Below are 26,303 nucleotides of genomic sequence, written 5' to 3'. Positions count from 1 at the left end.
TTTTAAGCAATCAATTCTAATACGAGCATTAAGAAAAAGGTAAAGTTCAACCTTTTTCCAGTTGCAATGGCTACGTGCTGTTCGTCTTACTAGGAGAAAACCACTCCTAGTTAGACTTTAAAAGATGACAGCACTTCACTCATTGCTTCGAGCATTAAGAAAAAGGTAAAGTTCAACCTTTTTCTTAATGCTCTTTAATAGATTTTTTTTATCTTGGATATTATAATGTAAGTAAGATGAAAGGAGTGTTTTAAATGGCTACAGAAGAAATGCACGAACAGGTATCAGAAGTATTAGATAAGTTACGTCCGTTCTTAAACCGTGATGGTGGAGACGTTGAGCTTGTAGATATTGAAGACGGTATTGTAAAGGTACGTTTATTAGGAGCATGTGGTTCATGCCCAAGTTCAACAATCACGCTTAAAGCTGGTATCGAACGCGCCCTACTTGAAGAAGTACCAGGCGTAAAAGAAATCGAACAAGTATTTTAATTAAAAAGGGCTATGCCCTTTTTAATTAAGCAATGAGCGGAGCCGCTACTTTGTTTTTAGTCACATGACAAACGGTTTTCTTGTCATGTGACGTGTAGCGCGCGAAGCCATTGCCCTTCTTCGAATAACCTAAACGCCTACCACCTCTCAATTGGTGATAGGCGTTTTATTTTTCACATAATAATTTGAGACTGCCATGTTTTAAGTCTAACGACAAGCGCTTTTCTTGGCGTTAGACGCGCAGTGTGCGACGCCATTGCCCTTCTTCGAATAACCTAAAAGCCTATCACCGCTCAATTGGTGATAGGCTTTTCTACATTTGTTTTTTTAGCTAGATACATTTCCAACTAACCACTAACCGACTGCTCCCTACAGAAAAAGATGCCCCAATTCCTTGAGACACCTTTCTAAATGTTACTTCAGCTCCGTTACAACCGAACGCTCCACCATTACCCCATTTGGATCTGGTTGAACAAGCTCTGCTGAAAATTGTGGATAGCGTTGTTGGAGTTCTTCCTTCAACTGCTCACCCTTATTTAACGCTGTAAAGCAGATAATTGTAGGACCTGCTCCACTTAATGCTGCGCCATATGCACCCGTATCAAAAATTGTATTCATAACGTCTTCAAGACCTGGAACAAGCTCTTTTCTATATGGATGGTGGAATAAATCTCGTACCATCATCTTCCCAGCAAGCTCCCAGTTTCCTTGCAAAATCGCAGCGACTAAAACATTAGCTACACTACTACCTTGCACAGCAGACTTAAAAGGTATTGATTCAGGAAGAACACCTCTAGCCTTCTTTGTCATTAGCTCCTCAGCTGGAATCAGCATTACAATATCGATTTCAGGTACACCACAATAAACAAAATCCGTACTCTCTTCGGTGTGTGTTCCAACAATTAAACCACCATATACTGAAGGAGCTACATTATCAGGATGACCTTCCCATAGGCTAGCAAACCTTACCTTTTCTTCAGGTGAAAGGTTTGCATCAAGCAATTGATTCGCAAGCTCAATTCCTGCAACAATTGCAGAAGCACTACTTCCAAGCCCACGAGCCAGTGGAATATTACTTATCATTTCTACGTAACAAGGCGTCATGTCTCTTCCTAGCTCATTTGCAACATGTTCAGCTACTTGATAAATAAGGTTTTCTTTTCCCTCTGGAACTCCTTCTAGCTCTTCTGATTTGCCTTTGAAACACCAATCGCTACTATTAGTTACCGTTAATGTTAAATAACGATTAAGAGCAAGACCGATTGAGTCAAAACCAGGTCCTAGGTTCGCAGAGCTCGCCGGGACTGTAATGACCATCTTTCCGTCTATCACTTGTGTACACCACCTTTAATATGAGCCAGGAATGCTTCCTCATTATTTGGTAACACCTTTGGTTTTACTGTAATTGTATCCATTGCAGTACTTGGGTCCTTTAAGCCGTTTCCAGTCAGTACACATACAATTTTTGAACCTTTTTTAATTTCTCCAGAAGCAAGTTGCTTGCGTAGTCCAGCAATAGAAGCACATGATGCTGGTTCAGCAAATACACCTTCCGTTTTAGCGAGTAATTGATATGCATCTAGAATTTCTTCATCTGTTACATAATCGACCTTACCCTTTGACTCTTCAGCTGCATTGACTGCTTGATTCCAGCTCGCAGGGTTTCCAATACGAATCGCTGTCGCAATTGTTTCTGGCTCTTCAATCACTTTACCTTGAACGATAGCTGCCGCGCCCTCAGCTTCAAATCCTCTCATTTCAGGTAATCCTGTATTTTTCTTCTCGTTGTATTCTTTAAACCCTTTCCAGTAGGCTGTAATATTCCCAGCATTTCCAACAGGAATACATAATACATCTGGTGCACTTCCTAATGCATCACATACTTCAAACGCTGCTGTTTTCTGTCCTTCAATACGATACGGATTTACTGAATTTACTAATGTAATTGGCTCAACTTCACTAATTTTACGAACGATATCTAGTGCGTTATCAAAATTTCCTTGAATTTCTAAAATTTCAGCTCCATACATTACTGCTTGAGCTAGCTTACCAAGGGCAATCTTCCCTTCTGGAATTACTACGATACAACGAAGCCCTGCACGTGCACCATATGCAGCAGCTGCTGCTGATGTATTCCCAGTTGACGCACAGATAATGGTTTTACTGCCTTCTTCTTTTGCTTTAGCAACAGCCATAACCATTCCACGGTCTTTAAATGATCCAGTTGGATTCGCTCCCTCAACCTTTACATAGACCTCAACACCCCACTCTTTTGATAGATTCTCAAGTGGAATTAATGGTGTATTCCCCTCTCTTAAAGAAAGCATTGGTGTATCCTCATTTACTGGTAAATACTCTTTATATTCAGATAATAAACCTTTCCAGCTACTCATTATTTGTTTCCTCCCTCAACTCGATAACTACTTTCAACTGATTGAACTACTTCTAAATTATTTAATCCATTATAAATGTCTTCATAAGTCTTCTTACTTGTTCTATGTGTAATAATAATTATTTCCGCTACCTCTTCGTTTATTGGTAACTGTAACAACTTTTCAAAGCTTACTTCATGTTCAGCAAAAATTGATGTAATAGCTGAGAATGTCCCTGCTTTGTCAGTTACATGTAAACGTAGGAAATACTTTGATTCAATTTCTTCATCTGTCTTTAACTGCTTTTCATAAAGAGGAGCAGTGACACTTCGACCATTTACACCAAGTCGTTTGTTCTTCATAACTGTCACTAAATCTGATACGATTGAAGTTGCTGTCGGTAAAGACCCTGCACCAGGGCCGTAGAACATCGTTTCCCCAACCGCTTCACCATAAACGTAAACTGCATTAAATTCGTCGTTCACTGAAGCTAATGGATGTTCGTTTGGTAATAATGTAGGTTGAACACTTACCTCTACGCGACCATCAGTACGCTCAGCGAGACCAATTAATTTCATTGTATAACCAAGCTGTTCACAATAGTGTAGATCTTCTTCTGTGACTGTTGTAATTCCTCGAACAACAACATCCTCAAGTCCTATGTTCATTGAAAATCCTAAAGTTGATAAAATGGCCATTTTCCTAGCTGCATCTAACCCCTCAACATCTGAAGTAGGATCTGCTTCAGCATAACCAAGCTCTTGTGCTTCTTTTAACACGTCATCGTAAGAGCTACCAATTTTGCTCATTTTCGTTAAAATGAAATTTGTAGTCCCGTTCACAATCCCCATCATTTTAGTAATTCTATCAGCAGAGAGCCCTTCTACTAAGCTCCTAATAATCGGAATTCCACCTGCTACACTCGCTTCATAAAATAAATCACATTGATTATCACTAGCTACTTGTAATAGTTCTGCACCATATAAAGCCATTAAATCCTTATTAGCTGTAACTACATGCTTTTTATTCTCAAGGGCAGATATAATATATTCTTTCGCTTCAGTTACTCCACCCATTACCTCAATTACTACATCAATCTCCGGGTTAGCGATAACTTCCTCTACATGCTCAGTTAGCTTCGATTCATCAATATCTACATTTCTCTTTTTCTCTAAGTTTCTTACTAATACTTTTTCTACAGAAACAGGGCAACCAACTTGATGCTTTAGTTCTTCTTGATGTCTTTGGATAATTTGAATAACCCCACTACCTACTGTTCCAAGCCCTAATAGTCCAACTGATATTCCTTTTTCCATAGTTAACACTCCCTTTTAGCATCTTGCTTTTCTATTTATCTGCTATCGTATGTTTGACACTAATAATTGTTCACTACATATGAACAAATGTGTTCCTATAAAGGACATTATAGAGCGTATTTCATTATATTACAAGAGAATTTAGAAAATTTCTATATTGACCTCATTATTTTAGCACAAAAAAAACTTCTTGCTATTTTTAATTGCAAGAAGTTTCTAACTTTTTGTTACAATAAAGGGAAAAATGACGATTGAAAAGTATAATATATACTTCAATTAGTCGAAACAAAAACAGAATTCAATTTGTTTCATTTTTCTCGAGCAGTAGATGAGAGCACTTCCTTATTTACAACAGCAAGAGGTTCAGTCCCTTGTAATACTCGAATAATGTTTTCAACCGTCATCTCTACCATTGCTCCTCTCGTCTCATAGCTAGCGCTGCCTATATGAGGTAATGCAACAACATTAGGTAGCGTAAGTAATGGGTGTTCAGCACCAATTGGCTCCTTAGAAAACACATCTAAACCCGCTGCTGCTATTTCCTTATATTGTAGCGCCTGGTATAAAGCTTCTTCATTAACTACTCCGCCACGAGAAGCATTTATAAAGATAGCTGTTTTCTTCATTGCCTTGAATACGCCTTCGTTAAAAATACCCTTAGTCTCATTTGTATAAGGAACCATTGATACAACGAAATCACAATCCTCAATAACTTCATCAAAAGAGACATATTTGGCATTCAATGCTTTTTCCGCTTCAGGCTTTCTTGTTCGATTATGATAAAGAATTTCCATATCAAACCCAGTTGCTCTTTTCGCAACCGCTTCTCCAATCCGTCCCATACCGATAATCCCAATCTTTTTATGATGAATATCATAGCCTGCTAATAATAACGGACTCCACTCCTTCCACTGACCCTCTTTAATATAATTCGAAGCCTCTACTAGCCTTCTAGCAGTTGCCATTAAAAGAGCAAATGTTAAATCTGCTGTCGTATCTGTTAAGACATCAGGAGTATGGCAGACGATAATACCTCTTTGCGTTGCCTCTTCTACATTAATATTATCAAAACCTACCGCCATATTAGCGACAACCTGTAAATTAGGAGCTAAATCAAAAAGCTCCTTATTAATCGGATCAGACACCATCGTAAATAAAGCAGATGCTCGAGACGCTTCATCTAAAAGTACTTCTCTAGAAACAGGTACTTCATCCTCTGGCCATACCTTTATATCTGCAATTTCTCGTAATGGTCGCAATGCTTCTTCACTTATCTTTCTAGTAACAAATACGTATGGCTTCATACTTCTCCTACCTTTACCTTTTTCCTCAATCATCTCATACTTACGATAACCAATCAACGACAGACAGACCTACTTCTCTATAAGGAATATGAAGCTTACTATAAAAATTACGTAACAATTTTTCGTTTTGTTCTTCTTTTGCAAGTACTTGTAAAAATTCTTCTTCATAAAGTGCTCTTGTAGTTACACATGCTGAATAGCAGTTTTCAATTGCCTCAAAATAATGAAGAGGAAAAAGAAGACGACCATAAATTAATCTCCAGCCATATGGGCTAATCACCCTTACATTTTCATATTCATTTAGGAATTTTTCTATACTTTGAAGTGGTTCGTCTTGATTTAACATTTGATAACGAATCCACTCTGCTATATCCCGACTTGGATGATCAATAATCCAATCTGTAGGTACTTTTACTTGCCCACTTCCCTCTTCTAACGTTAGCCAAGTTGAATCAGTGAAATGTCTATGGCAAACAGTCGAGAAACCTCTATCTCGAACCGTATCATCTAAATTTCCGTCGACTACATATTGAATAGCATTTTCCGTTAATCCCATATAATAAGGAAAAGTAAATAAAAACGCTTCATCTATTTCTGTCTTGTGAGGTTGCATAAGAATATGTTCATACCAACGTTCTAATTGCTGTAGTCTTTTCTCCCATAACTCTTTCCATTTTGTTGCTCCATCCCAGTTTTGTCTTGATTCCGCTACAAAAACGCCATTTTGGTGAAAAGAGGCTAATTCTTTGCCAAGACCTCCGTCATATTGCAAGCTTATTGGTGGTATTCGATACAGAAATATCGTTTCTCCATCTACTAACGCTGTCATTTGACCGTCTTTTGTTCGAATGTGTTGAGCAACCTTCGTATCTCCATACGCATTTACCTGTTCACTAATGGATAAAACCTGCTCAGGACTAACTTCGGTCCTATCATTAGCAGGTACTGCAATATAAAGCTCTCCATTTGCAACAAAACCTTCATATTTACCAATATTTATTAACTGTTCACAATAGAGGTTATAGTGGTCATAAATATTTCTTCCAAACAAAGTCCTCACTCCTCTTTTGCCTAAATCATAAGATAGTCTATGACCCAGTATCATAAAATGTGTAACAAGGCGTAAATATGATAGTACACCCCTTTTTTTAAAATGGACAATAGATTATAACGTCCTTTACTAAAAGAGTGTATTGGAACAGTTGTTATATTTTCTTTCGCAACAACAAACACTAAGAGATGAACTGCTTCCAAAGAAAAGACGCTCCAGTTCTAAAGTGTAATTCACTGGAATCTGAAATGAGGTGACTAGATTGGAAATTGAAAGAGCACAAAGTGAATTAGAAAAAGTAGCACGAACATGGTTAGGGGAAAGAGGGGTCACAATTGAGCAAATCGCCGACCTCGTTTACTTTTTACAAGTAAAATACTATCCAAATCTGACGATCGAAAAGTGCAGAGAAAATGTCAATCGAGTTCTAACGAAAAGAGAAGTACAAAATGCCATTTTGACTGGTATTCAATTAGATATCCTTGCTGAAAAAGGGCTTCTAGAAGAGCCACTTCAAGGAATTATTGAACGAGATGAAGGGTTATACGGAGTAGATGAGATAATCGCTCTATCGATTGTCAACGTGTATGGCTCGATAGGTTTCACGAATTATGGCTATATCGATAAACAAAAGCCAGGGATTTTGGAAAAGTTAAATGATAAAAACTCAAAAGATTGCCATACGTTTTTAGATGATATTGTCGGTGCGATTGCAGCTGCTGCTTCTAGTAGGTTAGCTCATAGTGCCGAACATACTGAATAAAAGGATATCTGAGTAGACAATAGGCAAAGCCGCTGCCTTGAAGTCAAATAGTTATAATTAACAATTGACGCGCAGCGTGCGGAGCCATTGTTCTACGATTACCTTTCCTCAAATACCCATTCACTTAAGCAATCTACAGAATAAGTCGGTTTACTCGTAACTTTTTCAATATGTTCTCTTGTTGTAACCCCTGTATGTACGATCAAGGTATCAATCCCTGCATTAATTCCAGCCAAAATATCTGTATCATAGTTATCCCCAATTAATAATGTATCCTCTTTAGAAATTCCAAGAACCTCTAATGCTTGGTCCACAATAATTGATTCTGGCTTCCCGATAAAGACAGGAGACACACCTGTTGAAACAGAGATTACCGATGTTAATGAACCATTCCCTGGCAACAAGCCACGCTCTGTTGGAATCGCTACATCACCATTAGTAGAAACAAAAGTTGCTCCGTTACGAACTTGTAAGCAGGCAACGGCAAGCTTTTCATATGTTATCGAACGGTCAATTCCGACTACGACAACATCCGCTTCATCTTCTACTAAAACATGTCCTTTCTCTTCTAGAGCATGACGAACTCCTTCTTCACCAATGACGTAAATTCGCGATTGACCTTCCTGATCCAAAATATATTTTGCTGTTGCTTGGCTTGTCGTAAAGACATGCTGTTCCGTCGTCTCTATTCCCATCTGAACAAGCTTTTCAGCGACATCTGCTGGAGCTTTTGAAGAATTATTCGTTACAAATAAATACGGTAATTGCATCTCATTTAATTTATTAACAAATCTAACTGCTTCATCAATCTTCTCAGTTCCTCGGTACACAGTCCCATCTAAATCAATTAAAAATCCTTTATACTTCGTCACCTAAACATCACCGCCCAATCTTCTTTAATATATCTATATTCTACCGGAAACGTTTGGAATTATGAACGAACTTTACTTTAACTGTTAATTATTAATTGTTAATTGTTAATTGTTAATTTCAATTGATAGACTCTTAATAAGCTATTATAAACAGTTAATCAGAAGCCCTTAATTCCATTAACCATTAATCATTAACCATTGAAAATTAACCATTACCCATTAAAAAAAGAAGCTTCCACAAATTGTGTAGCTTCTAATCTTCAGCTGGCTTTTTAATTTTATAGTAACAATGTGGGACTTCTTCTGTTGCCATACATGCCTCACATTCAATATCTTCTGTTTCTAATAGTTCTTTAAAGAGACCTTGTTCGCATTCACATGCAACAGGATATTCTTTCGCAATTTGTGAAATGGGACAATTGTATTCTTTAAAGATAAAAGTTTCATCATCACTTTTTTCCCATTCAACCATATACCCATTTTTATTTTGTATGTCAGCAAGTGCTTTAATTTTTTCTTCAAATGTTTTTTTATCAAGAACTTCCTGGTATGTTTCTCTCATTCGTTCTTTCCGACGCTCAAAAAGTTCTTTAATAACTTTTTTTCCACTAAGTTCCTCAATATCTTGAAGGAAATCTATTGTGAGCATCGCGTAATTTCGAGGAAAGTTCTCCTGTCCTGTTAAGGTTAAAGAGTACATATTTGTCGGTCTTCCCATCGCTTGGCGGACCAGGTTCGTCTGAATCAGATTATCACGTTCAAGAGTATTTAAATGACGTCGAACAGCCATTTCAGTAATTCCTAAATGAATCGCTAAATCAGCTACGGTTAATTGTTGATGCTTTTTTAATAAATCAAGTATTTGTTCCTTTGTCGAGGTGACTTGTTTACTCATTATCTCTCACCGCCTTACTACTATTGTAGACGATTTTGCGACATAAGTAAATTTTTAAACAAAAATGTATAGAAATGTTTGTACACCCTTTGTTAAAAGGAAAAAACCACACCTTTTGGTATGGATTTTTTCAAAGAGTTATTTATTTTCTTCTGGTAAAAAAGCTGATACAGGTCCTAATTCTACCTCTAAATACGTTCGGACTGAATGCGGAAATTTCTTTAATGCCTCTAAATTCTTTTGAATTACATCAAGTAGTTCCTCGTGATTTATCGCGATATATGACTGAACAAGTGGTTTACGGTAGCGCACTACATTTTTTATCGAGCCTGCTTGCCCCGATGATAATACCTTTTCATCCTCTAATATATCTACAATATCTTCATATCCGCCTGGATCTCTCATAATAAAGCCATCAATCATACTGTTCCCTACATCAATAACCGCCTCAATAAAAGAATGAGCAATCCGTTCCAACCCTAATTGTTCAATTGGAAGTTCCCATTTCTCTTGAGACTCAAATAGATCGATACACTGTTCCATATACGTTAATGTTTGCTGAATCTTCTCTCTATCGACAAAGTACATATTCAATCCCCCATCATACTTCATTAGTTATCTTCAATTAGTATAGCATAAACGCTATTTTGTTATAAAAATAGTGGCTCAATTATAATAAAATATTTTCTTCTTATTCTCTATTTTGATATGATTAGGTTGATTATACTAAGTGAATGGTTGGAAAACACCATTATTATAGCTCCTAATGTTCAGGGGTTATCTTTTCTACTTGAATAATTGTAAATGAAGATAGAACTGGAGGAGAAGGGTTTGGATCGTGAATTAGCACTAGAAATAGTCCGAGTTACTGAAGCTGCTGCACTGGCTTGCTCTCAATGGTTAGGACGTGGATTAAAGAACGAGGCAGATGATGCAGCAACTACTGCGATGAGAAAAATGTTTGACTCTGTAAACTGTAAAGGAACAGTTGTGATTGGTGAAGGGGAATTAGATGAGGCTCCAATGCTATATATAGGAGAAGAGGTTGGAAGTGGACTAGGTCCAGAGGTAGATATTGCAGTTGACCCTCTAGAAGGTACAAATATTGTAGCAAAGGGGCACCCTAATGCAATGGCTGTTATCGCTGTTGCTGATAAAGGCACATTGCTTCATGCACCTGATATGTATATGGAAAAAATCGCTGTAGGACCTAAAGCAGCTGGTCTAGTTCGAATTGATGATCCGATTGAAAAAACAATCGATATTGTAGCAAAAATGACGGACAAACGAGTACGTGATGTTACTGTTATTATTCAAGAAAGAGAACGCCATGCCGAACTGATTGAACGTGTTAGAAATAAAGGAGCACGTGTTAAGCTATTTGGTGATGGTGATGTAGGTGCTTCTATTGCAACAGCTTTACCTCATACGGGAATTGATTTATTTGTTGGAACTGGCGGAGCTCCTGAGGGCGTTATTTCAGCAGCGGCACTTAAAGCTCTAGGTGGAGACATGCAGGCACGACTTGTACCGATGAATGATGAGGAATATGCGCGTTGTCAAAAGATGGGGTTAGAAGACCCTCATCAAATCCTAACAATTGATGATTTAGTACGTGGCGATGATGCTATTTTTGCAGCTACAGGAGTTTCATCTGGTGAATTATTAGAGGGTGTACGCTTTTTAGGTGGTGACATCGCAGAAACTGATTCCATTGTCATGCGTGCAAAAACAGGGACAGTCCGTTTCATCAAAGCACACCATCGTCTTGATAACAAACCACATATAATGATGAATGAATAAACAATCGAAAGGGGTAACTTACAATGACTGAACGCTTTTACCTATATAACGAGCAGGAAGATACAAAAACTAGATTCGTCAGCTTCATGGGGGAAAATCAGCGCTTTGATTTAGCGATTACAACAACATCAAAACATTATGGAAAACACTTAGTACTAGATATGCTTTCAAATCGTTTCGCTATCATCGGTAGAGATGACCTTGAAGAGCCAGGCTATCTAGAACATGCTTACAACATCACAGAAGAAGAAGCGAATGACCTACGTGAGTTTTTATATGAGGTAGTATAACGACTAGGACCAATAGTTGATGTTTACTTTTAGCTCTTATTCAAACCGTATACAAAATCCACGATGACATGTCATCGTGGATTTTTTTATATGTTTGACTTGATTGCTTGTCTATCTAAGAAATTATTCTGTTTTCTTAGGTTTACTTTCTTTTTGCTTCTTCAGTACAAAATACGCACAACCAAAATTACAATATTCATACAAATATTCTGGTAATGTACTAATTTTTGTATCAAAGGTGGATTTACGATTATGATCTTCAAAAAAGCCCCGAAGTCGAAGCTGTTCGTAACCCCAATCTCCAACAATATAATCATATTTATTTAATACTTCACTATATCTCGCTTTAAACTCTTCTTCATTCCAAGCCTCTTTAACATCCTCAACTACTTCAAATTGAACACCTTGAACTCGAACCATTTTGAGTTACACCTCACCTTCAAACATAATTTTACCACAAATTTTGAAAAACAACATGAGAGCAATTAAATTGCAATTACAAATTATGAATTGCGAATTGCGAATTGGAAAGCTAAATTACTTTTTTTGCATTTGTACTTTAATTAAATTTGCCATTTGTAATTCTACATTTGCAATTTTTACTACCCTCCACTTCGGATAAAACGGTATTTTTCGGTCACTCTATTCAATAAAGGGAGGTATATGTTTTATGAAAAAATTGATACTTACGGCGTTTGTTGGTCTTTGTACATTGTCTCTTACTACTGGTTGCGGTCAAATGATGGGTAATGAATCTCCTACAGCACTTGGTGAAGCGGAAACAGACGTACGGTACCACCATTCACAAACTGAAAAAATTAATCGTGAAGATGTTGACCGAACTAAATTTGGTTATGTTCGACATCATGAAGCACAGGTAAGACAACAGAACCGTAACCCACGAGTAGCTTATTATGATCGTGCATTACTTGCTGATGCAATAAGTGAAATGGCAGTTTACTTACCTGAAGTTGAGGAAGCAGGGACACTTGTTTCTGATAAGTATGTACTTATAGCGTACACAACGGATTCAGAAGATCGTGAAGCTGTTGCAAATCAAGTGCGTTTAACAGCAGAATCGATTATCCCACGCTTTTATGACGTGTACGTTGCAGATAATCCACGTATGTTCAATGACATTCAACGTTTTGGGTCTTTAAGTACAAGTAGCCCTGATGTAGATGAAATTATGAGCCTAACAATAGAGGAAATGAGATCATATCCTCAAGGGCACGGGCAAGCACAGCAATATGATAATGAAACAAATTTAAGGAATGACGATACAAATATGCGTTAATAGCATAATAAGGGTGTGCCTTAGAAGTGGCACACCCTTATTTCCATCTATTCTACAGCTTTTTTTGCTTCTTCTCTCACTTGTGCTTCGTTTACTTGCTCATCAGCATGATACGAAGAACGTACTAATGGACCAGCTTCACAGTGATTGAATCCTTTTGATAAGGCGATTTCTTTAAGCTCTGCAAATTCATCAGGTGAATAGTACTTTTCAACCTTTAGATGCTTTCTTGACGGCTGTAAGTATTGACCTATTGTCATAATATCTACATTATTTGCACGTAAATCATCCATTACCTCAAGAATTTCGTCCCATGTCTCGCCTATACCAATCATTAAACTTGACTTGGTTGGGATTTGTGGTTGTAATTCCTTAGCACGACGTAAAAACTCTAATGAACGGTCATATGTTGCACGCGCTCGCACCCTTGGAGTCAAGCGACGCACTGTTTCAATATTATGATTCAGAATATTAGGCTTAGAGTCCATTAATGTTCTTAAGCTATCTAGAGAACCCATCATATCAGAAGGTAATACTTCAATTGTACAGAAAGGACTTTTTTTACGAACAGCACGTACTGTTTCTGCAAAAATAGTAGCTCCACCATCTTTTAAATCATCTCTTGCAACTGCTGTGATAACAGCATGCTTAAGACCCATTAACTCAACTGATTCAGCAACTCGTTCAGGCTCTTTAGTATCTAGTTCAGTAGGTAGTCCTGTTTTTACCGCACAAAAACGACAAGCACGAGTACAAACATCTCCAAGAATCATAAAAGTAGCTGTTTTTCTTTCTGCCCAACATTCATGGATATTTGGACATCTAGCTTCTTCACACACTGTATGAAGATTTTTTTCTCGCATCATTTTTTTTAAGCCTGTATATGTTTCATTCGTTGTTAATTTAATTTTTAGCCAATCTGGTTTTCGAATATGTTCTTCTTTCTTTGCCATTTTTTTCACTCCAATTATAAATTTGGCCAATAGCTCTTTATGTAGCCTATAGTGCTTAACTATTATTTTAATATTATCATCTCATGATTAATTGTATTTGTCGACTAACATACTTAAAAGGAATAGAAACCTTTCAACCTATAATGTAACACGGCATTGGACAAGTTCCAAATCTCACAGGAATTTTACCACCATTTACCTACTATTATTTTGAACAAATAGAATCAAACTAATTCTAACAGTAAGTGAGAAAGGAGCTTTTAACAATGATGAAAAAGGTTGCCATCATTTTCATTGTTTTTTTCATGGTTATACCTACAGTAACAGAAACAAATATTTACGCTAACGAAGAACTATCGTACGAAGAAAAGCTTGAAAAAAGAATGGCACTTTATAAAAAAGTAGAAACTGTCACAAATGTACCGTGGCAATACCTTGCTGCTGTTGATTATTACGAAAGAGGCTTGCGTAGAGCAAGAAAGGATAGACCGGAAGAAGAAGGTATCATTGGCATATACTTTGCGCCACAGCACTGGGTTGGACCACTTAATCCTAATTTAGAAGATGATGATCCTTTCTCTATTTCTCTTTTTGGTGGAATCGGTCTCGACGGAAATGGTGATGGAATTGCAAGCCGTACAGATGATGAAGATATTCTCTTCACATTTGCTCGACATATTGAGAAATATGGTTTTGAGGAACAAGACTTTCGCATTGCCTTGTGGGAATACTATCACCGGGAACAAACTGTAAACATTATACACGGTCATTCGAAAATATTCGAAACCTTTGACACATTAGACTTAAACAAAAATGCGTTTCCAATGCCACTTCACCACAACTATAGCTACAAAAATACATGGGGTGATAAGCGTGGCTGGGGTGGACGACGCATCCATGAAGGTACGGACATTTTCGCTAATTATAACGTTCCTGTTAAATCAACTACGTATGGTATCGTAGAACTAAAAGGTTGGAATCGATACGGTGGATGGCGCGTTGGTGTACGTGATCTAAACAATGTCTATCATTATTACGCTCATCTAAGTGGATTTGAAAAAGGAATTGATACTGGTACCGTTGTTAAGCCAGGAGATGTAATTGGCTATGTAGGAAGTAGTGGTTATGGAAAGCCTGGTACACAAGGGAAATTCCCACCACATTTACATTACGGTATGTACCGTGACAATGGTTATACAGAATGGTCCTTTGACCCATACCCATCATTAAAACGTTGGGAACGACAAGAGCGAGCAGCAAAGAAAAAATAAGGAAAGCATGCAAGTGGAATTTGTTGAATATGCTTTCATTTATCCACATTAAAGTACAGTTTCCTAAACAAAAATTGCGTCAAGGTTTATCAAACCTTGACGCAATTTCTACATATTATTTACTTTGTTTCGCTACTTTCACAGCATGAAGGATACTTAATGTTAATCCACCCCAAATAATTCCTAATCCAATAATCATCATAACGATTGCACTTGCACTCATTATTGATCAGCTCCTTTGTCAGTTGTTGTAGGAACCTCTAGGTCGTTTTTACCCCATTTAAGTGACGCAAAAATAAATCCAATTACAATTGCACCAATAGCAACGCCCCATCCAGAATATAGTAAGAACGATGTTGGATAACCTTCATAATTCTCTTGGAAGTTTCCAATTAAGTTTTGGATAGCCATGTATCCAAGTACAACAGGTGTAATAATACCTAAGCAGATTTTCCACCATTGTCCTAATACAATATCTGATACTGAGTTTGCATGACTTTGTAAATCAGGAAGCTTCTTCGCAAACCAAGCAATTGCAATAACACTGATTAAACCAGAAAGAGCGATACCAAATGTGTTAATGAAATAGTCAGCTGCGTCTAAGAAGTATAATCCACCTTGTGTAGCATATAAGATTGAAATTAATGCAGATAGTCCACCACCATACATAACTGCTTTTGTACGTGATACTTTAAACTTATCTTGAATCCCAGCTACATACGTTTGTACGATTGAAATTAAAGATGATAGACCTGCTAATACCAAACTTGCAAAGAATAAGAATCCAAATAATCCATTTAATGCAGGGAACTCATTTATAATTTGTGGGAACACCACGAAAGCTAAACCAATACCTGCAGCAGCAACTTCATCTACCCCTACTCCTGCTTGTGTAGCCATGAAACCTAACGCAGCAAATACACCAATACCTGCTAGCATTTCAAAACTAGAGTTACCAAAACCTGTAATGAAAGCGTTGTTTGTAATATCTGATTTTTTACCAAGATAGCTTGAGTACGTAATCATAATAGCAAAGGCAATTGATAAACTGAAGAATACTTGCCCATAAGCCGCTACCCAAACACTAGGCGTCATAATTTCACTCCAGTTTGGCTTGAAGAATGAATCTAAACCTAAAGCTGCTCCGTCAAGAGTTACAGCACGAATAACAATAATTAAGAATAATACCACTAATGTCGGAATGAAGATACGGTTTGCAACCTCAATCCCTTTCTTAACCCCTTTAAATAAAACACCTAAAGTAATCACCCATACAAGAATAAGTGGAATAAATACAGATGGTACAAGACTTCCAACCTGACCTGGAGCATCAGCTAGCTGTAAATGCTCTCCGAAAAGGAATCCTCCTGTATCATCACCCCATCTTAAATCTAGTGCAAAGTATGCATATGCCATAGCCCATGCGATGATAACAGCATAGTATGTTGCAATGACAAAGGATATAGCTACTTGCCACCAACCAATCCATTCAGTTTTCTTATTCATGCGTGCATATGATAGTGGGGCTGAGCCGCGATACTTGTGACCCATTGTAAACTCCATTATTAATAGCGGAATACCAGCAGTTAAAAGTGCAAATAAATACGGTAGTAAAAAGGCTCCTCCTCCATTTTCATAGGCCACATAAGGGAAACGCCAAATATTACCTAACCCTACAGCAGAACCAATTGCAGCTAGTATGAAACCAGCACGTGTGCCCCATTGTTCACGATAATTCATTTTCTCTACCCCTTTCTAAAGTGTTTTGTTTGACAATACATTATATTCTAAATATTTAAACATTATTATATATAAAAATATTATTCTTGTCTAAACATTTATTATAGTAAAAGAAAATACCTATTCACTTTAACGCATAAAATTAATAAAATGAGGCATTCCCTTCTTGAACCGTCTTTTTATTTTCTGACAATTCATTATTTTATTATAATTACGGGCTTTTAGTTTGTCAAAGGATTTTTTGAATTTTTTGACGAATTTTCTCGAAAAGTTGATGGAACATTTCTAATAGAAATAGGTGCCCCTAAAGCTAATAACTTTTAGGACACCTATCTTACTAACAAAATTAATTTTGATTGTTTTCAATTACCTCTCGTATATCTGATTCCCTTATAATCGCTGGAGCTGGCATTTCTCCACCACCAGAATTATAAAATTCAGGAACTTTTCCTTGAACGAACATAATGCCAACTGGAATTGATGTAGCAACCACTTCCGTATCTGTCGCAAATGGTATAACGACTTTTACATCGACTTGGATGTCAACAGAGACACGTATGTACGTGTTATTAATGCCTGTAGACTCAATTCTTTCACTCATTTGTGCCTTTACATCTCCAATCGCTGTAAAACGTACTGGTACTTGTGGACCTAAATGAGCGAGAAGGGCATTGTTTGTAGCTTGACCTAGAGGGATCGTATGAATAATTCCGTTTTGCGAGAACGATTGTTCATTCCACTCTACTTCAACTCCATCAGGTACTCCCAAATCTTCAATTTGACCTTGCTCTACCATTTTTAAATACTTTTGTACCCTTAGTGTTGCTTCTGATGTTACCCGGTTATAAATTTGCGTGTTAAAACTGACAGATGTAATATCACCGTTGTTATCCTTATCTACAATAATTAATTCTTCCATATCAATCTGTTCGACAATCTTTTTTGAAATTGCATCATTTATTGCCTGTGTACCGATTTTTTGAGTTTCTGTTTTAGCAATATGGATTAAGGTCGGTCTAATCCCCTTTTCCACAAGCCAGAAACCTTGCACGGTCAAAACAATAAAAATAACAAACGATAATAGCAACACATACCGAAAAGGCAGTGGGCCTTTGCGGGGTCTAGGTCTGTTCCATCTGCTGCGCATAGTAAAAAACCCCCTTTGCACTATACCTATGCATGCGGGGGACAGGGTTGACCTGCTATTTACGATTTTCTCTCATAAATTAAGAATTCGTGCTCATGTATATTTTTTTCATCTACAATTCCTTTTTCTGATGAAATTAGCTTCCATTGCTTCATATCTATCTCGGGGAAGAATGTATCTCCATCAAACTCTTCATGAATTAGAGTGATATATAATTTGTCTGCAATTGGGAGAGTCTCTTTAAAAATTTCTGCCCCACCAATAACAAATATCTCATCACTTCTCTCTTGTTCAAGCTTCTTTATTTCTTCTGTTGAATGAACAACGATACAGCCTTCTGCTTCGTAATTCTCGTTTCTAGTAATAATAATATTATCCCTACCTGGTAGTGGTCGACCAATTGATTCATGTGTTTTTCTGCCCATCAAAATCGGGTTTCCCATCGTCACCTTTTTAAAATATGCTAAGTCTGCTGGCAATTTCCAAGGCAAATCATTATCTTTTCCAATGACGCGGTTCGTATCCATGGCAACAATAAATGAAATCATTAGAACACTCCGTTCGTTCAGAATTTTAATATTTAAACTGCTATTGGGGCTTTTATTGAAGGGTGGGGATCGTACCCAATTAACTCAATGTCATCCATTTCAGCATCAAAAACTGAGCCAAGCTCTGAATTTATTTTGATTGTTGGTAATGCACGTACATCTCTTTCCAGCTGTGTTTCTACTTGCTCTTGATGATTTAAATAAATATGTGCGTCACCTAATGTATGAACAAACTCTCCTACTCCTAAACCACATTCATGTGCAATTAGATGAGTCAATAGCGCATAGCTTGCTATATTAAATGGAACACCTAGGAACACATCCGCACTTCGCTGATAAAGCTGGCACGACAATTTTCCATCTGCGACATAAAACTGGAACATCGTATGACAAGGAGGTAATGCCATATTGGGTACATCCTCTGGATTCCATGCTGATACTAATAAACGTCTAGAATTAGGGTTTGTTTTTATCATATCGATCACGTCTTTTAGCTGATCTATTGTCTCATCTGTAGTTGTACGCCATTCTCTCCACTGCTTCCCATAAACATTGCCTAAGTCGCCGTATTTCTTTGCAAAATCATCATCATTTAGTATTTTTTCCTTGAACTTGTCCATTTCATCCTGATACACTTTGTTAAAATCTTCATCTTGTTGACAACGAATCCCGAATTCTTCCATATTTGGACCTGAATACTCTTCACTTTTCGTCCACCGCTCAAAAGCCCACTCATTCCATATATTATTATTATGCTTTAATAGATAACGTATGTTTGTATCACCTTTAATAAACCATAATAGCTCACTGACAACTAATCTAAAAGGAACACGTTTTGTCGTTAATAAAGGAAAGCCTTCATTTAAATCAAATTTCATTTGGTGTCCAAATATAGAAACCGTACCTGTACCTGTTCGATCCCCTTTTTTAGCTCCTTTTTCAAAAATCGTCTGACATAAATTTAAATACTCCTGCTCATTCAAGCTCATATATAAACTTCCTTTCATCTACTTTTCATTAAACTATTGTACCACTTCTATCAAACAGGACAAATCTTAAAACGTACAATATTCTAAGGATAAAAGCAGAAATATTACACACGATAGAAGTAGAAACTTACATAGGGAGTGACTATTGTTGAAAAAGTTCTGTTTAAGCTTTGTAGCTGCAAGTGTTTTATTAGTAGGTCCATTAGTAGGTCATCAAATTCACGCAGAAGAAGCGGTTCCGGACCAAGAGGTATCTGAAATTCTATTGACAAAGAAACAACAGCAGGAATTATCAGTATTATATGAAGGTATTTTAGTAAAACAAAAAGAAGTCATTGGGAAATATGTTGAGTTCGGAGTCTTTACTGATGAAAAGGGTAAAAAGATAATTGAGCACTTTGAAAGTCATCATAGCAAATTAAAGGAAAACGGATATATTCCAAAATGGAATAAGCATAAGAAGGGACATAGTGAAGAAGAATAAAGTCCTCATAATTTAAATACACCCCAAGGCATTTCCTCCTTGGGGTGTTTATTTTACAAAATCGCTTCACATTCTGTAATCGTTACATTCATCTGTTTCATTAAGTCTACATCATATGGCTTGTCTAGAGGTGTACCATTTTCAGACAGAATCCGAATGACTGGACGGGTACTAAGCTGATTATTTTGTTTTACAACTATACCTTCTTTTCCATCACTTAACCCTACCGTTACACCCACAGGATATACAGCTACAGTACGACGAAATGCTTCGATCAATGCATTATCATACAACTTTCCTGCGCCAGCATATAATAGCTCTAACCCTTCATGTGGTAGCATCGCTCCTCGGTAAACTCGACTGGAAGTAACTGCATCAAATACGTCTGCAATTCCAATAATCTTTGCATATGTATGGATTTTATCCCCTATAAGCTGCTGTGGATACCCTGATCCATCTAACCTTTCGTGATGCTGCAATGCACAATGTGCTGTTAGTAATGAGATGTTAGGTAAATCCTTTAATAGCTCATATCCTTCTCTTGCATGTCTTTTGACAATAGCAAATTCTTCATCATTAAGTCTGCCAGGTTTATTTAAAATTTCCGCAGGTATTGCCATTTTGCCAACGTCATGAAGCATCGCACCAATACCAATTTCCATAAGCTGTTTATCAGTCATCTTCAACTGCATAGCAAGTCCTAAAGAATAAATAGTTACATTCATAGAATGGGTAAAAATATAAGAATCATACACATAAACATCAGTAAGCATCGCAAGGGCTTCTTGATTATTTTTTATATCATCTAATATAGCGCGAACTACTCCGGAAAAATTCTTACTCAAATGATCTCGATTAAAGCTTTTCTTAGACAGTAAGTCTTCAGAAATCGATGTGAACTCTTCTTTAATCGTAGTAAGAGCTTTCATCTTCGTCTGTTCAGAAACAACCTCTTTCATTACAATATCTCGAGTTAATTCATCCTCTATGTAAATAAAGGTTATGCCTATATTTATGAGTCGTTGGATCATCCTAGATGTTAAAGGGACTCCTTCATGTAACAGAATTTGCCCGTTCTCATTAAAAATTGGTTTCGCTAGCTTTGTATTTTCCTTGACTGATTTTGTTGCCACTAGTCTCATAAATGTTCTCCTAACTATTAGACATTCCCCATGTTATACTTAGAGTACCATTAGTGTTAAAGTTTGTTAACATGGTTTATGTTAACTATATGAAAAAATCTCAAAAAGTCCATATTATGTTTACTTAATTAGGAAATGAATAAAGCCTAATGAACTATACGGATAAAATCACATATAGTTCATTAGGCTTTTGATTCAAAAAGTTAACTACTTACTCTAAAAAGCTTCCTAGAAATTTAATACTCCATTTTTAATAAAGCGTCTTTCCCTTTCATACCAACTTTAATTCCTAACTCTTCTGCTTCAAGAGTAACTGACTCTAATGGAGCATCAAGGAGTTGGTCAATTGTACGTACACCAACTGCTCTTCCAGCAACGATCTTTCTTTCTTTTAGCTTTTCATTTAACAAAGCTACGTCAAGAGCACCACACATAATGTATCCTACATCATTCGTCACTGCCATAAAGTTTGTTTTTGGTAGCTTTAATGTAACTGCCGTAAATGGCTTACCCTCAATGATAATTGGTGTCATCTCTAACATGTTATCCACTCCTTTTATCAGGCGTTTATCCTTTCTCATGATTACTTTATGAGGCTACCTAATAAAAAGTGCAAAGCTTAGTCCAATGCCTATGCCTAAAGCTTTTTCAGCTTCCATGTAAGGATGTCCCTCAGCATTTCTGGCATGAAAAATTCCTTGTCTTCTGCTGCAGCAATTGCTGGGTATAGCTTTCCAAAGGTGAACATATCAAGAGTCGCGAAACGATACTCTTTTTCCAAAGATAGTGGCTCTCCCAATACCTTTATTTCAGTTACATGGTCTAATCCATCTTTTAATTTCTTAACTTTAACATCAATACCTGAAAAGACCATCTGCCCTAATACTTTTCCTCTAAAGCCATAGCCACGTAATTCAAGCTTTTTCATTCGTTCAGTAAAGGCATGATGGATTGTTTCTTTTAACCTCTTTCCTGAAAGTGTAACAACACACGGATTAATAGGATGTGGACAAATTCGATGTACATCTCCTTTCGTCACAGGACCTACAGGCAATTCCTCAAGGAGAACACCTGCATTAACCATACTCAAATCTGTTTGACACCATTCCTTTAAACCTTCCGCTAATAGCTCCACAGCATCAGATGTATCAAACCACTCTAAAGTTAATGGCGCTTTTAAATTTACAATAGTTTCACTCATTATTTTCTCTTTGATTTGATTAACCTCTGCTAGTAATTCAATCGTTTCTGCTGAAGGCTCTATATCTTTCATCTCTATTACACCAATACCGTACTCAACAATTGATTTTTCCTTTTCGTCATAAGTAATTTCAAGATGACCGACATACTCTCCAAACTTACCTGCTTGACCAATTAGAGTATTGTTCACAACACGTCCCTCTTCTAAGACATGATGAAGATGTCCTCCTAAAATGACATCAATTCCTTCAATCCCCTCTGCAATAAGCTCGTCCTGATAAATTCCTAAATGACTTAGAAGAACTACAAAATCTGCCTCTCTTCGTACTTTCTCTACTAATGGAGGTAATACTTTTAATGGATCTTTAATCGTCCAACCTAGCTTAGTGTAAAAAGGATAGAACGGAACAGTTACACCTATTACCCCAACCTTTACCCCATTCCTCAACTTATGTATATCAAATTCCTTTGTCCAACGAGGAGTTCGTCCTTGTTCGTCATATAAATTTGAAACAAGCACCTGGAAGTTTGCATCACTGTATAAATCACTTAAATCTTCCTTAGCAAACGTAATCCCTTCATTATTACCAATTGTTACATTATCGTAGCCAACTTCATTTAGTAGTGTTACATTGGCTTTCCCTAGCGAAGCATCTGTAAGCGGATGACATCTATCTGCATGATCACCAATATCAAAGAGAAGAACATCCTCTGAACGGTCATGGAGTTCTTTTCGCTTTTCCTTTAAATATGAAGCTATGTAAGGCCATTGTTCAAAATGGCTATGTAAATCATTTGTATGATAAATATGAAAGGTCGATAATGACATCACTTCACCTCTTTTTTTCAGGTAACACTCAGACTAATATATCTTTTTATGATAAATATAAATGGTACGAAAAAACAAGGAATGCTGTTATCCAGCTATTCCCTGCCAAATCAATCGAATACCTATGATAATTAAAAAAATTCGAAGTATATTTACGACAGTGTCGCTTTTTAGGCGTTGATTTATTGTTGCACCAAGTTTTCCACCAAACCAAGCTCCAGGTATTAGGGCTAGAGCATATAACCAATTGACATTCCCTAGGCTTATATGAGAAATGGAACTTACAATTGCAGATAAAAAAATCATAAACATTGAAGTTGCAACTGCTGTATGAGCTGGAAATCCAAATAATAAAATCATCGCAGGAACCATTAAGGAACCTCCGCCAATTCCAAATAGACCGGAGAACATGCCAACAAAGAAAGCAATCATTATGGCTAACGCAGGTTGAAACCCGTATTCTATCGTTATTCCTTCATCATTCACATAAGAGCGACGTATTCCTTTTGGACGTAATTTCAATGGCTTCAAGTACTTTCTAATCATTAAAACAAATGAGACAAATATAATAAAAATTCCAAAATAAATAAGAAAGCTTTGTACTTCTATATCTCTATTAAGCCATACACCAAATAATGCCCCAGGTCCACTTCCCGCAAAGAAAATTGCACCACTTTTATAATCAACCTTCTGTTGTTTAATATACGCCAACGTGGAAGATAATCCTGTAAAAATCATAATGACTAGTGATGTTCCTACTGCCACCTGAGGAGTAATCCCCATCAATATTACTGTATAACTGCTAAGGACCATTAAGGCAGGAACAATAATAATTCCACCACCAAGTCCCATTAAACTTCCAAGCGTACCTGCAATCAAACCTATAACAACTAACAAAACCCATTCCATGATAAACCAACTCTCTCTTAGTACAATTATGAGTTCTGGTTTATGAATTATGAATGTAAAAACAAAAACCTAAAACAACCATGCTAATTCTGATTATTCAACTGATAAATCATAACTCATCCTTCATAATTCAAAATCTGCTCTTCCCTTATTATCATTCAAACAGTCCCAATTGTCGAGGTGCTAGGCCTGTGTATTCGATGTTTAATAAATCAATTAAGTCTTTACCGTTTTGGGCCGCGTCGCCACCTGAGTTATTATTAAAAATGATATATAGTTCTTCTGTTGATTCCTTTAATTGAAGGATATTCTCTTTCCATTCTAGTAATTCCTCTTTTGAATAAGTATACAAGTATCGAACGTCTCTCCAGTTCCCGTCACCTGGATCATTCCAGCCTTTCGTATTCCTCCCGTGGAAACGAATCAGTGTCTTTTTAGAATCAGTATTCTCTAGTACAACAGGAATTGAACCAACACCTGCCTGTGGCTCATCACATATACTATGAATCCATCCTTCATCTCTCATGAACTGCAGCGTTTTCTGACGATACTGCAGTGAAAACCATGATTGATGACGAAACTCCAGAGAAACGGGTATTTCTCCAAATTTCCTTTTACAATATCGCAAAGCTTGCACATTTTCTTTCGAACAATGAAACCAAGGAGGAAACTGACAAAGAACCATAGCCAATTTATTACTAGTTATAAGAGGCTCTAAGGATTCTATAAACAACTCATACATAACATCCCTTGATTTAAAGGGCAGTTCACCTCTGCTATGACCTGTAATACCTTGAAATGCCTTAACAACGAAGCGAAAATCATCTGGGGTATCTTTAACCCATTTTTCGTAATTTTTCTTTGGCTGAATTCCATAAAATGAGGAATCTATCTCAACAACAGGAAAATGACCGCTATAAATAATTAGTTTCTCATTACTCTTTGTACTACCTTGATAGAGGTCATCATGATCTCCCCATCCAGCTAAACCAATGTAAATAATACAAATCAACTCCTATCGAGAAATGAATTGAATATCAGAGACAAAAAAATCCAACCACACGTGGCGGTTGGATTTTTTGTCATTACCCGATAGAGCCTTCCATTTCGAACTTGATAAGACGGTTCATTTCAACAGCATATTCCATTGGCAACTCTTTCGTGAATGGCTCGATGAAGCCCATTACGATCATTTCAGTTGCTTCTTCTTCTGAAATTCCACGACTCATGAGATAGAAAAGTTGGTCTTCAGACACTTTTGACACTGTCGCCTCATGCTCAAGAGTAATATTGTTATTTAAGATTTCATTGTACGGAATTGTATCAGATGTTGACTCATTATCCATAATTAGTGTGTCACACTCAATTTTAGATTTTGAACCTTCTGATTTACGACCGAAGTGGCAAACTCCACGATATGTTACTTTACCACCATGTTTTGAAATCGATTTAGAAATAATTGTTGATGAACAATTTGGCGCAAGATGATGAACCTTAGCACCAGCATCTTGGTGCTGCCCTTTACCAGCAATTGCGATAGAAAGAATAGTTCCTTTTGCTCCTTCACCACGCATTATAACAGCTGGGTATTTCATCGTTAACTTAGAACCAATGTTACCATCAACCCATTCCATCGTCGCACCAGCATCACAAACTGTACGCTTCGTAACTAGGTTGAAGATATTTGGCGCCCAGTTTTGAATTGTTGTATAACGGCAATACGCATTTTTCTTTACGATGATTTCAACAACCGCACTATGAAGTGAATTCGTTGAATATACAGGTGCTGTACAGCCCTCAACATAGTGAACATGGCTATCTTCATCAGCAATAATCAACGTACGCTCAAATTGACCCATGTTCTCTGAGTTGATACGGAAGTAAGCCTGTAATGGCTGTTCAGTCTTTATACCTTTAGGCATATAAATGAACGATCCACCTGACCATACTGCTGAATTTAATGCAGCAAACTTATTATCTGATGGAGGAATTACTGAACCGAAGTGCTCTTTGAAAAGTTCTTCGTGCTCTCTAAGAGCTGAATCAGTATCCATAAACAAGATTCCTTGCTCTTCAAGGTCTTCTTGCATGTTGTGATATACAACCTCTGATTCATACTGTGCTGAAACCCCAGCAAGATATTTTTGCTCAGCTTCAGGAATCCCTAGCTTATCAAACGTATTTTTAATTTCTTCAGGTACTTCATCCCAAGATTTCTCAGATTTCTCTGACGGCTTTACATAGTACGTTATTTCATCAAAGTGTAGCTCTGATAAATCGCCACCCCATTGTGGCATAGGCATTTGATAAAAAAGCTCCAGTGATTTTAGACGAAAATCTAACATCCACTTTGGCTCTTTTTTCATATTAGAAATTTCAGTAACGATTTCCGGAGTTAGACCTTTTTTCGAACGGAAAATTGACACGTCCTTATCCGAGAAACCATATTTATATTCCCCGATATCTGGCATTTTCTTCGCCATGTAAAAAACCTCCTAAAAGAGTGTATAAGAAAAACGAATAACGTTTTTTCTTAAAAGCAATGTGCGGAGCCACTACTGTGTTTTGAGAGTAACAGCATGTGTTTTTCTTGCTGTTACCCGTGTAGTGCGCAAAGCCATTGCCCTTCTTGAATTA

At 37.0% G+C, this 26,303-nt stretch carries 27 protein-coding genes and 1 pseudogene; 7 read left to right on the top strand and 21 right to left on the bottom strand.

The features are described from left to right. Positions 1 to 254: 254 nt before the first annotated feature. Positions 255 to 491: pseudogene (locus tag CD003_RS17530) on the top strand (NifU family protein); the annotation flags it as partial. 414 nt (positions 492 to 905) lie between these two features. On the opposite strand, the gene thrB reads toward CD003_RS17530, so the two are convergent. From thrB to yutH, 5 genes are all read right to left on the bottom strand, one after another. Next, positions 906 to 1,823, bottom strand: a complete 918-nt coding sequence (gene thrB / locus CD003_RS17525) for a homoserine kinase (protein WP_306453966.1) — start codon at positions 1,821 to 1,823, stop codon at positions 906 to 908. Continuing rightward, a complete protein-coding gene (gene thrC, locus CD003_RS17520) occupies positions 1,820 to 2,884 on the bottom strand; it encodes a threonine synthase (RefSeq protein WP_096202541.1) in 1,065 nt (354 codons plus the stop codon). The genes thrB and thrC overlap by 4 nt, the downstream gene beginning before the upstream one ends. After that, entirely contained in the window at positions 2,884 to 4,179 is a 1,296-nt protein-coding gene (locus CD003_RS17515; protein ID WP_096202540.1) for a homoserine dehydrogenase, read from the bottom strand. Before CD003_RS17515 ends, thrC begins: the two co-directional genes overlap by 1 nt. 308 nt (positions 4,180 to 4,487) lie before the next feature. Continuing rightward, positions 4,488 to 5,483 (bottom strand): 2-hydroxyacid dehydrogenase, encoded by a 996-nt coding sequence (locus CD003_RS17510; protein WP_096202838.1) that lies wholly within the window; start codon positions 5,481 to 5,483, stop codon positions 4,488 to 4,490. Positions 5,484 to 5,523: 40 nt separating this feature from the next. Further along, positions 5,524 to 6,534 carry a spore coat putative kinase YutH gene (gene yutH / locus CD003_RS17505; protein WP_179295608.1) on the bottom strand — a complete coding sequence of 337 codons (1,011 nt, stop codon included), beginning with the start codon at positions 6,532 to 6,534 and terminating at the stop codon, positions 5,524 to 5,526. Between the two features lie 262 nt (positions 6,535 to 6,796). On the opposite strand from yutH, the gene CD003_RS17500 reads away from it, so the two are divergent. Further along, complete coding sequence (locus tag CD003_RS17500) at positions 6,797 to 7,297, top strand: phosphatidylglycerophosphatase A family protein (RefSeq protein WP_096202538.1); 501 nt, start codon at positions 6,797 to 6,799, stop codon at positions 7,295 to 7,297. A gap of 98 nt (positions 7,298 to 7,395) precedes the next feature. On the opposite strand, the gene CD003_RS17495 is transcribed toward CD003_RS17500, so the two are convergent. The 3 genes from CD003_RS17495 to CD003_RS17485 form a co-directional block, all read right to left on the bottom strand. Further along, positions 7,396 to 8,169 (bottom strand): TIGR01457 family HAD-type hydrolase, encoded by a 774-nt coding sequence (locus tag CD003_RS17495; RefSeq protein WP_096202537.1) that lies wholly within the window; start codon positions 8,167 to 8,169, stop codon positions 7,396 to 7,398. Positions 8,170 to 8,422: 253 nt separating this feature from the next. After that, positions 8,423 to 9,064, bottom strand: a complete 642-nt coding sequence (locus CD003_RS17490; RefSeq protein ID WP_096202536.1) for a helix-turn-helix transcriptional regulator — start codon at positions 9,062 to 9,064, stop codon at positions 8,423 to 8,425. Between the two features lie 138 nt (positions 9,065 to 9,202). Next, positions 9,203 to 9,652, bottom strand: a complete 450-nt coding sequence (locus CD003_RS17485) for a DUF86 domain-containing protein (RefSeq protein WP_096202535.1) — start codon at positions 9,650 to 9,652, stop codon at positions 9,203 to 9,205. Between the two features lie 243 nt (positions 9,653 to 9,895). Between CD003_RS17485 and glpX the strand changes: the two genes are divergently transcribed. Then, on the top strand, positions 9,896 to 10,867 hold the full coding sequence (gene glpX, locus CD003_RS17480) for a class II fructose-bisphosphatase (RefSeq protein WP_096202534.1): 972 nt from the start codon (positions 9,896 to 9,898) through the stop codon (positions 10,865 to 10,867). Between the two features lie 23 nt (positions 10,868 to 10,890). Then, on the top strand, positions 10,891 to 11,157 hold the full coding sequence (locus CD003_RS17475) for a DUF3055 domain-containing protein (protein ID WP_096202533.1): 267 nt from the start codon (positions 10,891 to 10,893) through the stop codon (positions 11,155 to 11,157). 123 nt (positions 11,158 to 11,280) lie between these two features. Here CD003_RS17475 and CD003_RS17470 read toward each other — a convergent pair whose 3' ends face one another. Then, entirely contained in the window at positions 11,281 to 11,577 is a 297-nt protein-coding gene (locus tag CD003_RS17470; RefSeq protein ID WP_096202532.1) for a YutD family protein, read from the bottom strand. Between the two features lie 250 nt (positions 11,578 to 11,827). Between CD003_RS17470 and CD003_RS17465 the strand changes: the two genes are divergently transcribed. Next, complete coding sequence (locus tag CD003_RS17465) at positions 11,828 to 12,454, top strand: YhcN/YlaJ family sporulation lipoprotein (protein ID WP_096202531.1); 627 nt, start codon at positions 11,828 to 11,830, stop codon at positions 12,452 to 12,454. Between the two features lie 47 nt (positions 12,455 to 12,501). On the opposite strand, the gene lipA is transcribed toward CD003_RS17465, so the two are convergent. Beyond that, positions 12,502 to 13,407 carry a lipoyl synthase gene (gene lipA / locus CD003_RS17460; protein WP_096202530.1) on the bottom strand — a complete coding sequence of 302 codons (906 nt, stop codon included), beginning with the start codon at positions 13,405 to 13,407 and terminating at the stop codon, positions 12,502 to 12,504. A 269-nt stretch (positions 13,408 to 13,676) separates the two neighbouring features. Between lipA and CD003_RS17455 the strand changes: the two genes are divergently transcribed. After that, on the top strand, positions 13,677 to 14,678 hold the full coding sequence (locus CD003_RS17455) for a M23 family metallopeptidase (RefSeq protein WP_096202837.1): 1,002 nt from the start codon (positions 13,677 to 13,679) through the stop codon (positions 14,676 to 14,678). Positions 14,679 to 14,793: 115 nt separating this feature from the next. Here CD003_RS17455 and CD003_RS21555 read toward each other — a convergent pair whose 3' ends face one another. From CD003_RS21555 to CD003_RS17435, 5 genes are all read right to left on the bottom strand, one after another. Further along, positions 14,794 to 14,901 (bottom strand): methionine/alanine import family NSS transporter small subunit, encoded by a 108-nt coding sequence (locus tag CD003_RS21555; protein ID WP_142302891.1) that lies wholly within the window; start codon positions 14,899 to 14,901, stop codon positions 14,794 to 14,796. Further along, positions 14,901 to 16,418 (bottom strand): sodium-dependent transporter, encoded by a 1,518-nt coding sequence (locus CD003_RS17450; protein ID WP_096202529.1) that lies wholly within the window; start codon positions 16,416 to 16,418, stop codon positions 14,901 to 14,903. Before CD003_RS17450 ends, CD003_RS21555 begins: the two co-directional genes overlap by 1 nt. A 346-nt stretch (positions 16,419 to 16,764) precedes the next feature. Next, positions 16,765 to 17,565: a sporulation protein YunB gene (yunB, locus tag CD003_RS17445; RefSeq protein ID WP_096202528.1), complete on the bottom strand. Its 801-nt coding sequence runs from the start codon at positions 17,563 to 17,565 to the stop codon at positions 16,765 to 16,767. A gap of 59 nt (positions 17,566 to 17,624) precedes the next feature. Then, a complete protein-coding gene (locus tag CD003_RS17440) occupies positions 17,625 to 18,113 on the bottom strand; it encodes a dihydrofolate reductase (protein ID WP_096202527.1) in 489 nt (162 codons plus the stop codon). A gap of 32 nt (positions 18,114 to 18,145) precedes the next feature. Then, the gene (locus tag CD003_RS17435) at positions 18,146 to 19,102 is read right to left on the bottom strand and encodes a thymidylate synthase (protein ID WP_096202526.1); all 957 of its coding nucleotides are present in this window, start codon (positions 19,100 to 19,102) and stop codon (positions 18,146 to 18,148) included. 148 nt (positions 19,103 to 19,250) lie between these two features. On the opposite strand from CD003_RS17435, the gene CD003_RS17430 reads away from it, so the two are divergent. Next, positions 19,251 to 19,586, top strand: coding sequence for a YckD family protein (locus CD003_RS17430; protein ID WP_179295607.1), 336 nt, complete (start codon positions 19,251 to 19,253; stop codon positions 19,584 to 19,586). A gap of 53 nt (positions 19,587 to 19,639) precedes the next feature. Here the strand turns inward: CD003_RS17430 and CD003_RS17425 are convergent, their stop codons facing one another. The 6 genes from CD003_RS17425 to sufB form a co-directional block, all read right to left on the bottom strand. Next, positions 19,640 to 20,728: an HD-GYP domain-containing protein gene (locus tag CD003_RS17425; protein WP_096202524.1), complete on the bottom strand. Its 1,089-nt coding sequence runs from the start codon at positions 20,726 to 20,728 to the stop codon at positions 19,640 to 19,642. A gap of 236 nt (positions 20,729 to 20,964) precedes the next feature. Beyond that, positions 20,965 to 21,270 carry a YunC family protein gene (locus tag CD003_RS17420; RefSeq protein ID WP_096202523.1) on the bottom strand — a complete coding sequence of 102 codons (306 nt, stop codon included), beginning with the start codon at positions 21,268 to 21,270 and terminating at the stop codon, positions 20,965 to 20,967. Positions 21,271 to 21,365: 95 nt separating this feature from the next. Continuing rightward, entirely contained in the window at positions 21,366 to 22,757 is a 1,392-nt protein-coding gene (locus tag CD003_RS17415; RefSeq protein ID WP_096202522.1) for a bifunctional metallophosphatase/5'-nucleotidase, read from the bottom strand. A gap of 87 nt (positions 22,758 to 22,844) precedes the next feature. Continuing rightward, positions 22,845 to 23,666 carry a sulfite exporter TauE/SafE family protein gene (locus CD003_RS17410; RefSeq protein WP_096202521.1) on the bottom strand — a complete coding sequence of 274 codons (822 nt, stop codon included), beginning with the start codon at positions 23,664 to 23,666 and terminating at the stop codon, positions 22,845 to 22,847. 154 nt (positions 23,667 to 23,820) lie between these two features. Beyond that, the gene (locus tag CD003_RS17405; protein WP_096202836.1) at positions 23,821 to 24,669 is read right to left on the bottom strand and encodes a DUF72 domain-containing protein; all 849 of its coding nucleotides are present in this window, start codon (positions 24,667 to 24,669) and stop codon (positions 23,821 to 23,823) included. 82 nt (positions 24,670 to 24,751) lie between these two features. Further along, positions 24,752 to 26,149 (bottom strand): Fe-S cluster assembly protein SufB, encoded by a 1,398-nt coding sequence (gene sufB / locus CD003_RS17400; RefSeq protein ID WP_096202520.1) that lies wholly within the window; start codon positions 26,147 to 26,149, stop codon positions 24,752 to 24,754. Between the last annotated feature and the right edge of the window lie 154 nt (positions 26,150 to 26,303).

Origin of the sequence: Bacillus sp. FJAT-45350, assembly GCF_002335805.1 — a bacterium.
Classification (GTDB): Bacteria; Bacillota; Bacilli; order Bacillales; family NISU01; genus FJAT-45350.
The sequence above is the reverse complement of the archived record's forward strand: the minus strand, read 5'-3'. Positions and strand labels throughout refer to the sequence as shown.

Coding starts and splice junctions, on each gene's coding strand:
- CD003_RS17420 (WP_096202523.1), bottom strand. CDS start 21,270: ATGTTAGAGATGACACCAATTATCATTGAGGGTAAGCCATTTACGGCA.
- CD003_RS17475 (WP_096202533.1), top strand. CDS start 10,891: ATGACTGAACGCTTTTACCTATATAACGAGCAGGAAGATACAAAAACT.
- thrC (WP_096202541.1), bottom strand. CDS start 2,884: ATGAGTAGCTGGAAAGGTTTATTATCTGAATATAAAGAGTATTTACCA.
- CD003_RS17515 (WP_096202540.1), bottom strand. CDS start 4,179: ATGGAAAAAGGAATATCAGTTGGACTATTAGGGCTTGGAACAGTAGGT.
- CD003_RS17415 (WP_096202522.1), bottom strand. CDS start 22,757: ATGTCATTATCGACCTTTCATATTTATCATACAAATGATTTACATAGC.
- CD003_RS17410 (WP_096202521.1), bottom strand. CDS start 23,666: ATGGAATGGGTTTTGTTAGTTGTTATAGGTTTGATTGCAGGTACGCTT.
- CD003_RS17435 (WP_096202526.1), bottom strand. CDS start 19,102: ATGAGCTTGAATGAGCAGGAGTATTTAAATTTATGTCAGACGATTTTT.
- CD003_RS17490 (WP_096202536.1), bottom strand. CDS start 9,064: ATGAGTAAACAAGTCACCTCGACAAAGGAACAAATACTTGATTTATTA.
- CD003_RS17425 (WP_096202524.1), bottom strand. CDS start 20,728: ATGAGACTAGTGGCAACAAAATCAGTCAAGGAAAATACAAAGCTAGCG.
- CD003_RS17470 (WP_096202532.1), bottom strand. CDS start 11,577: ATGGTTCGAGTTCAAGGTGTTCAATTTGAAGTAGTTGAGGATGTTAAA.
- CD003_RS17510 (WP_096202838.1), bottom strand. CDS start 5,483: ATGAAGCCATACGTATTTGTTACTAGAAAGATAAGTGAAGAAGCATTG.
- CD003_RS21555 (WP_142302891.1), bottom strand. CDS start 14,901: ATGAGTGCAAGTGCAATCGTTATGATGATTATTGGATTAGGAATTATT.
- CD003_RS17485 (WP_096202535.1), bottom strand. CDS start 9,652: ATGTACTTTGTCGATAGAGAGAAGATTCAGCAAACATTAACGTATATG.
- CD003_RS17455 (WP_096202837.1), top strand. CDS start 13,677: ATGAAAAAGGTTGCCATCATTTTCATTGTTTTTTTCATGGTTATACCT.
- CD003_RS17440 (WP_096202527.1), bottom strand. CDS start 18,113: ATGATTTCATTTATTGTTGCCATGGATACGAACCGCGTCATTGGAAAA.
- CD003_RS17465 (WP_096202531.1), top strand. CDS start 11,828: ATGAAAAAATTGATACTTACGGCGTTTGTTGGTCTTTGTACATTGTCT.
- yunB (WP_096202528.1), bottom strand. CDS start 17,565: ATGCGCAGCAGATGGAACAGACCTAGACCCCGCAAAGGCCCACTGCCT.
- lipA (WP_096202530.1), bottom strand. CDS start 13,407: ATGGCAAAGAAAGAAGAACATATTCGAAAACCAGATTGGCTAAAAATT.
- CD003_RS17450 (WP_096202529.1), bottom strand. CDS start 16,418: ATGAATTATCGTGAACAATGGGGCACACGTGCTGGTTTCATACTAGCT.
- sufB (WP_096202520.1), bottom strand. CDS start 26,149: ATGGCGAAGAAAATGCCAGATATCGGGGAATATAAATATGGTTTCTCG.